Annotated in this window: 10 protein-coding genes and 1 pseudogene; 7 read left to right on the forward strand and 4 right to left on the reverse strand. The window is 39.8% G+C overall.

Annotation, left to right across the window (positions count from 1 at the left end):
* The 3 genes and pseudogenes from DXD68_RS23825 to DXD68_RS23835 form a co-directional block, all read left to right on the forward strand.
* Positions 1-530 (forward strand): annotated as a pseudogene (locus DXD68_RS23825) (replication initiation protein); the annotation flags it as partial.
* A gap of 3 nt (positions 531-533) precedes the next feature.
* The gene (locus DXD68_RS23830; RefSeq protein WP_016274500.1) at positions 534-725 is read left to right on the forward strand and encodes a hypothetical protein; all 192 of its coding nucleotides are present in this window, start codon (positions 534-536) and stop codon (positions 723-725) included.
* A 102-nt stretch (positions 726-827) separates the two neighbouring features.
* A complete protein-coding gene (locus tag DXD68_RS23835) occupies positions 828-1,355 on the forward strand; it encodes a hypothetical protein (protein WP_117589362.1) in 528 nt (175 codons plus the stop codon).
* Positions 1,356-1,382: 27 nt separating this feature from the next.
* Here the strand turns inward: DXD68_RS23835 and DXD68_RS23840 are convergent, their stop codons facing one another.
* Complete coding sequence (locus DXD68_RS23840; protein WP_233577304.1) at positions 1,383-2,099, reverse strand: phosphatase PAP2 family protein; 717 nt, start codon at positions 2,097-2,099, stop codon at positions 1,383-1,385.
* 59 nt (positions 2,100-2,158) lie between these two features.
* Between DXD68_RS23840 and DXD68_RS23845 the strand changes: the two genes are divergently transcribed.
* Complete coding sequence (locus tag DXD68_RS23845; protein WP_225883635.1) at positions 2,159-2,911, forward strand: nitroreductase family protein; 753 nt, start codon at positions 2,159-2,161, stop codon at positions 2,909-2,911.
* A 104-nt stretch (positions 2,912-3,015) separates the two neighbouring features.
* Here DXD68_RS23845 and erm read toward each other — a convergent pair whose 3' ends face one another.
* The 3 genes from erm to btgA all read right to left on the reverse strand — a co-directional run bounded on the left by erm (position 3,016) and on the right by btgA (position 6,076).
* Complete coding sequence (gene erm / locus DXD68_RS23850; protein ID WP_118158801.1) at positions 3,016-3,816, reverse strand: 23S ribosomal RNA methyltransferase Erm; 801 nt, start codon at positions 3,814-3,816, stop codon at positions 3,016-3,018.
* Between the two features lie 773 nt (positions 3,817-4,589).
* Positions 4,590-5,474 (reverse strand): mobilization protein BtgB, encoded by an 885-nt coding sequence (btgB, locus tag DXD68_RS23855; protein WP_118420586.1) that lies wholly within the window; start codon positions 5,472-5,474, stop codon positions 4,590-4,592.
* Positions 5,471-6,076 carry a mobilization protein BtgA gene (gene btgA, locus DXD68_RS23860; RefSeq protein WP_117589363.1) on the reverse strand — a complete coding sequence of 202 codons (606 nt, stop codon included), beginning with the start codon at positions 6,074-6,076 and terminating at the stop codon, positions 5,471-5,473. Before btgA ends, btgB begins: the two co-directional genes overlap by 4 nt.
* 391 nt (positions 6,077-6,467) lie before the next feature.
* On the opposite strand from btgA, the gene DXD68_RS23865 reads away from it, so the two are divergent.
* The 3 genes from DXD68_RS23865 to DXD68_RS23875 form a co-directional block, all read left to right on the forward strand.
* On the forward strand, positions 6,468-6,815 hold the full coding sequence (locus DXD68_RS23865) for a type II toxin-antitoxin system RelE/ParE family toxin (protein WP_117589366.1): 348 nt from the start codon (positions 6,468-6,470) through the stop codon (positions 6,813-6,815).
* 5 nt (positions 6,816-6,820) lie between these two features.
* Positions 6,821-7,135 (forward strand): helix-turn-helix domain-containing protein, encoded by a 315-nt coding sequence (locus tag DXD68_RS23870; protein WP_007851388.1) that lies wholly within the window; start codon positions 6,821-6,823, stop codon positions 7,133-7,135.
* A 477-nt stretch (positions 7,136-7,612) separates the two neighbouring features.
* Positions 7,613-8,098: replication initiation protein (locus tag DXD68_RS23875; protein WP_147383026.1), on the forward strand; the 486-nt coding region annotated here is incomplete at its 3' end.

Consider the following 8,098-nt stretch of genomic DNA (forward strand, 5'->3'; position numbering starts at 1 on the left):
AATTTACAAGCCAATACTCGATGCGGTTCTATGAGCTTATGAGCGGACAGGAAAGACCCTTGATTTATACAATCGAGGACTTAAAAATCATGTTCGGCGTACAAGACAAATACAAGCGAAACCCCGACTTTATCAAGTGGATTGTAAAGCCTGCGAAAGAAGAATTAGACGCCAAAAGCCCCTATTCCTTTGAATACAAAATCTTAAAGGACGGACGTTCTTTCCATTCACTAAAACTATATCCAAAATACCAGCCGGAGCACAGGGACGAGGAACTCGAAAAGCACGAACTACAAAAACAGGTCAGCTTAGGGTGGGACTTAGACAGGCTCATACGGAACTATCTAAAACAAGACCTGCTATTCACAGACCAAGAGATAAAGAACAACATAGACCTTTTCAAGGCTGCGCAAAAAGAGCTTGACATAATGCTAGAGCTTTCCATTCTCAAGGGAAAAGCAAGAGAAAAGAAAAACCCCAAGGGGTATATTATCAATGCAATCAAAGGGAAATTAAAAGATAGAAAATAGCTTATGAAAACAGGTGATAAAGTTATCGTACCAGCCGAAATAAACGGCTATGGCAGGGATTTACGGGCAATGGTTACAGAGATAGAGAAGTTCGCCGGGGCAATATTCGTAACAGTGATATTCACCGAACCATGTCCGGAAGCCTGCGGAAGAAATGGGGGCGTTTACCATGACTTCCAGCTAATAGCAAGATGATTTATTTTGCTATAACCGCAATAAATTGCAATAATGTTTGTGATAAATTGCTATAACAATACTTATAACTACCTTTGCAACAGAATATAGCATTTTACAGCAATGGAAAAAGGACAGGAAAGCAAGCAAAAGAGGAAAACACCGCTTACCACCATAGCGATAAGCCAAGAGTACGCCCAAAAATTAGACGAGTATTTAAACGGTACGGGTATAACTCGCAAAGAATTTGTCGAGTTATCCGTTGATTATTTCCAAAGAACCGGGTTCGACCTCCGGGGTGAAGCTTTTGACCTCTCCCCATTAGAAAAGGTTGCCGGGCGGCTGGAACAATCCGCAAAGATCATGGAACGACACAACGAGGGAACGGAAGCGGTTCGCCAGCTATTACAGGCAGTCCGGGAACAGACCGCCAAGCAACTCCCTGCGCCGGAACTGATCGCCCATGCTGCCGAAGAAAAAGCAAAGGCAGAAGCCAAAAGCGAAGAACAAGAAAGGGAGATTGCCCGGCTGCGCTCCGAAAACTCCGCTTTGCTGGAATACAAGGAAAAGGCGCACCGGGAACTGTGCCGGGTGCGTGACGAGCAAAAGACTTTCGGAAAAATACATGTAAACACTGAATTAGATGTATAAAACTAATAAACATTACTTTGTCTATCCCTAAAAACAAATACACATGTTCAAACCAACTTCTTTTGCGGAATAATAAGGCAAGGTCACTATCGCCACATGCTCTTTGTAACATTCGGATTTCTTAAATATCTTAGGATACAACCAATAAGCCAGTTTCGTGCTCAAAACACCAATACAAGCCCCTGCTACCACATCATTGAGGTAATGCCTGTCATTGTATATTCTCAAGTATCCCGTAATTGCTGCTATCGCATACCCTGCATAACCAATCCATGGCGACACATCCCTATATTCCCGGTAAAGAAATTCAGCTCCCATAAATGCCGTAGCAGTATGACCGGATGGAAAAGAATTTCGAGTATTACTATCCGGTCTTTTCTCTTTAAACGAATATTTCATCGTATTGACAATCATTCCCATAGTTGCATAAGACATTGCCAAAATTATTGTCCTGCCTTTAAAGCTATGCTTCCCTTTCACACCTGCAAGGTTTAACCCATAAACTGCGACCATTGGCGAATATTGCATATAATCATCAAACTTGATTTTATTTCTTCCTTTGGCAGAAAGGAGATCCTGCACATTCTCCCTCTGTTCTGTAAACCAGCCATCACAGACAAACAAAGCTGCTGTACCTATCCCCATGACAGGAACTAACACCTCTTTAAATTTCAATTGATACACTTCATCTAAAACAGGTTTCGGTAATTGCTGAATAAAATTTAAAGGAGACAAAAATGCCACAAATTCTTATAGACAGAAAAACATGTTCTAAATGCAATACTTGCGCAACTGTATGTGTAATGGGAATCATTGATAAATCGACAGCCTTAAATTATCCAACCATACCTGAAGAAAAATTGGATTATTGTTTAAAATGTGGTCATTGTGAGTCTTTTTGTGCACAGAAGGCTCTTACCTTAGATTTCCTTCTTGACGAAAAAATTAATACGTCTTTTTTGGATAGTCAGATTGAACCACAGAATATAGCATTGTATATAAAAAGTCGACGTTCTGTGAGACATTATTCTTCAAAGACAGTTAATAAAGAGTTAATTGCTAAAGTTATTGATATAGCCCGTTATGCTCCATCTGGAGGGAATGGACAACCAGTAAAATGGATTGTTATTCATAAACCATCAGAGGTAAATCGTGTTGCAAGTTTAACCGTTGATTGGATGCGAACTATTCAAAACACATCACATCCTCTAGCAGATTATGTACCTGCAATAATTTCAACTTGGGATAGTGGTTTGGATTTGATTTGCCATAATGCTCCCCATTTACTTTTTGCACATGTTCCTATTGAGCCAATTGATGACCCTACCGAAGCAATTATTGCTTTGACTCATTTTGATATTGCTGCGCCCGCTTTTGGTATCGGTACATGTTGGGCTGGATTCGTAAAGTTGGCTATAGACAATTATAAACCATTAAAGGATTTGTTATCAATACCAGAAGAACGTAAAGCGGCTTGTCCAATGCTATTTGGATATTCAAGTTATAAAATAACTTCTATTCCGAGACGCAATCCTGTGGATATTACATGGAAGTAAAATAGAAGTTACTTAATGACTAAAATGGTGTATTAAACAGTTAATCTTGATTCAGTAAAAAAAATAATTTTGTTTTACTGAATCAGACTCTAATCAACTAACAATTAAGAGGGATGGTTTTTTTCAGGAACTCTCTCCAACATTTCCAAAAAACAACATTCCCATTGTTTTGCAGCCAAACTAACAATTTGACAATTAAGATTTATTCCATATTTATCAGCAATAACTCTGACTTGACTTTTTCTGAATATTGTCTTTAATACAGTTCTGGCTGGCAAATCGGGTTTTTGCAACAAGAAAGTGAGAAAATTCAGATATTTTCTTTTCAATTCATAACTTATTGACATTTTTTTTCTTTCAATCTTTAAAAGTGCTGACTTGACTTTTGGTGGTGGCAAAAAACTCTCATGAGATATTTCATACATAAGTTTTAAATCAAAAAAAGTATGATAAAACACAATATATGGATTGAAAACTTTTTTTGAAAATAACTTTTGGGCAGGTTCAAGTTGCATTATCAATGAACCACCCATAAAATGCTCAACACTATCAAACATCAAGGATTTTAAAATTTCAGAAGTTATTCTGAAAGGGATATTAGACACAACTTTAAAATTTCTTTTTGGTATGGTGTAACATCTAAAATCACAATCAATAATTTTGACATTCGTGTTGTTAGAAAACTTGTTTTTTAGAATGGACAATAGCGATTTATCATTCTCTATTGCAATTAGATTTGTGCATTGACGAACTAAATGAACAGTCAAAAATCCTTTTCCGGCACCAATATCTATAACAGTGTCGGATTCATTTATTTTCGCAATTTTAATTGCATCATCTATCAGCACTTTATCTATAGTAAAATGCTGTCCCGTGTATCTTACGGGCAGTTTATTTTTTATCATTACTTATTTCCTTATACAAACTATCCTTCACTCCATTTTGCGCCCATATATGGGTAAAAGAAAACATGAAAATCCCTATCGCCAATAAAGATTCTCTCGTAAAAAAATATTTTTTCATCTACGCTTTTGTTGTGCGAACTATAATTCGATACGGGCACAACAAACAAATACCCCAAAGCGTAAAAAAAAGAAGCGTGGGCTTCCTTATCAACACTCTGAGGTATTTGGCGTAACCCGTATAGACGATAAGTTCCACCCACGCATAGCGCAGGCGTTCACAGAACTTATTCGTGTCTATACATCATCTAATCGCCAAATTTTCAGAGTATACCGAATAATAGTAAACGCTATTAATTATATGTTTATGTTATATCTTTAGTATTTCATGCTTTTACCATTGCCTTAATCTTTTAAATAAATACTTAATCCAATTTTGAGGCTGCAAAGATAGCGAAATATATTGAATATTAATATTTTGCCAGTCCTTCCATTTTCATAAACCCATATTTTTGCTATTATACTAAATCAAGAAGTACAGAGCGAATACTTAATACAACGGTAACAGAATGACAAAACGGACACCCCACCAAAGAGCAACATTTTTTTCTTTTTTCCTAAACACCTGCCAGCGAAGCACAGAGTATTTGTCAAGGGCGAAGGGTAAAAAATACCGCACGAGCGAAGCGAGCACAGGAGATTTTTTACCCGGAGAGTGAAACGTCCCTTGACAAATGCGGCGTGCGTAGCTACCTTTGTGCCGGAAAATAGAAAAATTACCAACTGCCCATGCCAAAACCTCTGCTCTTTTTGGGCTTCTGCCGGAGTTCCAAATCTTCCTCCTGCTGCTTCTTGGGAGTGGGCTGCTCGATGTCGGGTGTTTTCTCCACCTGTCGGATTTTTGACATCTCCGGCTCCTGCCGGGTTTGAAGCTCCGTTTTGAGATTGTCCCATTTCTCCTTTCTGATGCGCTGCGCACGCTCCACCTGTCGGGCAATTTCTGCCGGGTTGCCGTTCTTGACGGCGTTAAGGTAGTCGAAACTTTCCTCCGGCTCCCGGTCAAACCCCATTCGCCGATCAAAAGAGCTTTCACACTTCCGGAAAAAATCCGTCCGGTCAAAACTTCCCTTCACGTTGCCGCAGTTCTTCTTTCCGGTGTGGTTCGTTTTAGGGCTTAACTTCCTGGTGTTGCTCCGGTCTTTCCGGCTGACGATGATATGTGCGTGCATATCACTGTCACTGTCACTGTCACCGTCCCGGTTGAAGTGGATCTTTGCGTAATATTCCACATCATCGCTTCTCAAGCCTTTTCCGAAGCCCTCCGCATAGTTTCTCATCACATCCTGTCGTATGTACCGCCGTAAGGCTTCCGCACGCTCCTGCGGAGTTCCGCCCATGCAGCGCAGCTCCTTCTCTGAAGGGCTGACAGTGATAACATAGAACTTTGCGTCAGTCCGGCTTAACTTAGCCTTGTTGTTGTCTATCTTGAATGTGACCTCCCTTGCGCTCACGTAGTCCCGGAACTGGTTGAAGAATGGCTGCACCTCCTCCCCTTTCTTCATCCTCTCCAAATCCTCATGCTGGAGATAGTTCGTCACCGCAACGCAACTGCCTGTATTGGCATATGTGCCGTTACCGCCTCCCTGTATCTTCACGTTCATATCTTTTCCCTTTTGTTCTTCTCGTCCTTGTACAAGGCTTTTATATCATCGAAAAGCCCGGCTTTTCCTTTCGCATCGATATAGCTTGCGATATAGGAGAAGATCTTCTCCTGCCTTTGCGTCACAGCGTCCAGCCTTGCATAAATGGCTTGTTGGTTCTTCAGAAGCATATCCCTCGACTGACCGACTGCCTTTTCCGCCCGGTCCAAAGCCTGCTCCCTTATCCCGGCAAGGCTTGCAAGGTCACGCATGAATAGGTCATTGTCTTTTTGGTATTGGCTGAACTTTTTTTCCGTAAGTATCGAGTCCATGCTCATGGTCACTCTCATGCTTGTACTGCCCATGGCTTCACAAGCCGGACGCAAGAAATCCTGCTCCTGCTTCCTGATGAACGCTATCACCTGATCACAGCGTTTGATAAGTTTCTGCATTTCCTTTGCCGGGCTTTCATGCTCAACCGGATTGATGCCGTACTTCTCGAAGTACTCCAGCGCACAGGAAAGGAAGTCTTTCTTTGATACATTATTGGACTTTGCCAGCCTGTCAAGCCGGGCAAACGTTTTCCGGTCAATGGTTACCGAGGTGGTTGTTTCCTTATCCATACAATTGCGATTTTAATTGCTACTTATATTATTAAATCTCTGATTTACAAAGATATGATTTTAGCCACAATTTCAAAATAATTGTGGCTAAAAATCTTAAACGGCTGATTTTCAGCCGTAGTCCCGCAGGGCAAGAGGAAAAAACAGGGCTTGCCCGGTTTCCTCTTGCTGTTCTTTCGGCTGCTTCGCATCCGGCGAACACCCTCCCCTGCGGTACGGCGAAAGCTCGTACAAGGGGGACGGGGAGAAGTCGGAGCGAGGCACTAAGAAAGAACCTATTCCACAAACAAAAAAACACATAAAAACGACACAACAGGCTGCATAAAATAAACACAAATTGTTTCGCTATATGGAAACAAAAGATTATCTTTGCAACACTAAAAAACTTTATATGGAAGCAAAATCAAGATTCAAGGTCAAATTATCCAACGAAGCCCAAGAGTTTTTAGACGGATTGCCCAACAAGGTACGTGAGAAGATCATTAGCAATATTCGTAAATCTACCTTTGTAATTGATCCAGATTTATTCAAGAAATTGGATGATACGGATATTTGGGAATTCAGAACGTTCTATAACAAAACCAAGTACAGGCTTCTTGCTTTTTGGGATAAGGACGATAAGATAAACACTCTGGTAATCGCAACGCATGGGTTTATCAAGAAAACCCAAAAGACACCTCCCAAAGAAATAGCCAAAGCCGAAGAGATTAGAAAAGATTATTTTAATTCAAAAAGATAAAGCGTATGGAAGCAAAGAAATTTTATACACTCGAAGAAATCGAGGATAAATACATCGGGGAAAAAGGTACTCCCAAACGTGATGCCTACGAAGAAGAACTTAACTCCTTTTTGATAGGTGAAGCCATTAAACAGGCTCGCCAATCAAAGAACTTAACCCAAGAGGAGTTAGGTAATCTGATAGGAGTGCAGCGTGCTCAAATCTCCCGAATTGAAAACGGTAAGAACTTAACCTTTTCCACCATTGCAAGAGTTTTTAAGGCTATGGGGATAAGTGCTAAACTTGAAATCGGAAGCATGGGAAAAGTTGCGTTATGGTAACTAACTATATAACAAAAAGTTATATCAAATCCGGGAGCGAAAACGCATCCCGGAAAATTCTCGCTTTATACATAAAAAATCATAATTAAACACATATTAACACGCGGGAAAATTCGCTCGATTTACCCCGCTGCGCTTGGCTTTTGCTTTGCTTTCACAAGTATTCAAAAACTCGTTTTTAGGCTATTTCCGTTTTTCTTGACCTCCTAAAATCTCTTTGACTTGTTTTAAAGCATAGCTTGTTATATGCTTATCAACTTTTGAAATTGCATTTATAAATTACTAACTATCAACAAATTATAGCAACACAAAAGGGATTAAAAACGAGTTTTTGAATGTTATAAACGAGTTTTTGAATGTTATTTTGCTCTTTAAAAACGAGTTTTTGAATGTTTTTGTGGAGATACATTTTTCAATCTCGTTTTTAATTTCTATATTTGCGAACATTCAATCTCTCGTTTTTAAAATTACATGAATATGGCTGTAAAGATTACGAACAAAGACGTGATACAGAGTTATTTAATGACCGTATCAAAGTATAACTTTTCCGTGTACGAAAAACGCATTTTGTACCGTCTTGTAGAAGCTATGCAATGTGAACTTGAAGGAAAAAAACTATATCCCGGGCTGCGAATCGAGAAGAATTTGTACGATGACAGGGTTGTTTTAATGCCCATTTCTGCGTTTTTAGCCAACGATGACGATGAGAACTATACCCGTGTGAAAAAAGCCCTTTTAGACCTTAGAAACAAGGCTTTTGAGTTCGATGACGGGCAGGTATGGAAAGTGATAGGTATTATCGAGAAGCCACAATTCAACTATAAAAGGGGCTGGGTAAGATTTGAGATACAGCCGGAAATATATAATGCCGTACTCAACTTCTCAAAGGGATTCAGGAAATATGAGCTTAAAACGGCAATGGAATTTACAAGCCAATACTCGATGCGGTTCTATGAGCTTATG

The sequence above is a fragment of the Parabacteroides sp. TM07-1AC genome (assembly GCF_003480915.1).
GTDB lineage: Bacteria > Bacteroidota > Bacteroidia > Bacteroidales > Tannerellaceae > Parabacteroides > Parabacteroides chongii.

Bases quoted from the DNA above. Each gene is read 5' to 3' on its own strand.
- DXD68_RS23830 (WP_016274500.1), top strand. From the start codon at position 534: ATGAAAACAGGTGATAAAGTTATCGTACCAGCCGAAATAAACGGCTAT.
- DXD68_RS23835 (WP_117589362.1), top strand. From the start codon at position 828: ATGGAAAAAGGACAGGAAAGCAAGCAAAAGAGGAAAACACCGCTTACC.
- DXD68_RS23845 (WP_225883635.1), top strand. From the start codon at position 2,159: ATGGGAATCATTGATAAATCGACAGCCTTAAATTATCCAACCATACCT.
- erm (WP_118158801.1), bottom strand. From the start codon at position 3,816: ATGATAAAAAATAAACTGCCCGTAAGATACACGGGACAGCATTTTACT.
- btgB (WP_118420586.1), bottom strand. From the start codon at position 5,474: ATGAACGTGAAGATACAGGGAGGCGGTAACGGCACATATGCCAATACA.
- btgA (WP_117589363.1), bottom strand. From the start codon at position 6,076: ATGGATAAGGAAACAACCACCTCGGTAACCATTGACCGGAAAACGTTT.
- DXD68_RS23865 (WP_117589366.1), top strand. From the start codon at position 6,468: ATGGAAGCAAAATCAAGATTCAAGGTCAAATTATCCAACGAAGCCCAA.
- DXD68_RS23870 (WP_007851388.1), top strand. From the start codon at position 6,821: ATGGAAGCAAAGAAATTTTATACACTCGAAGAAATCGAGGATAAATAC.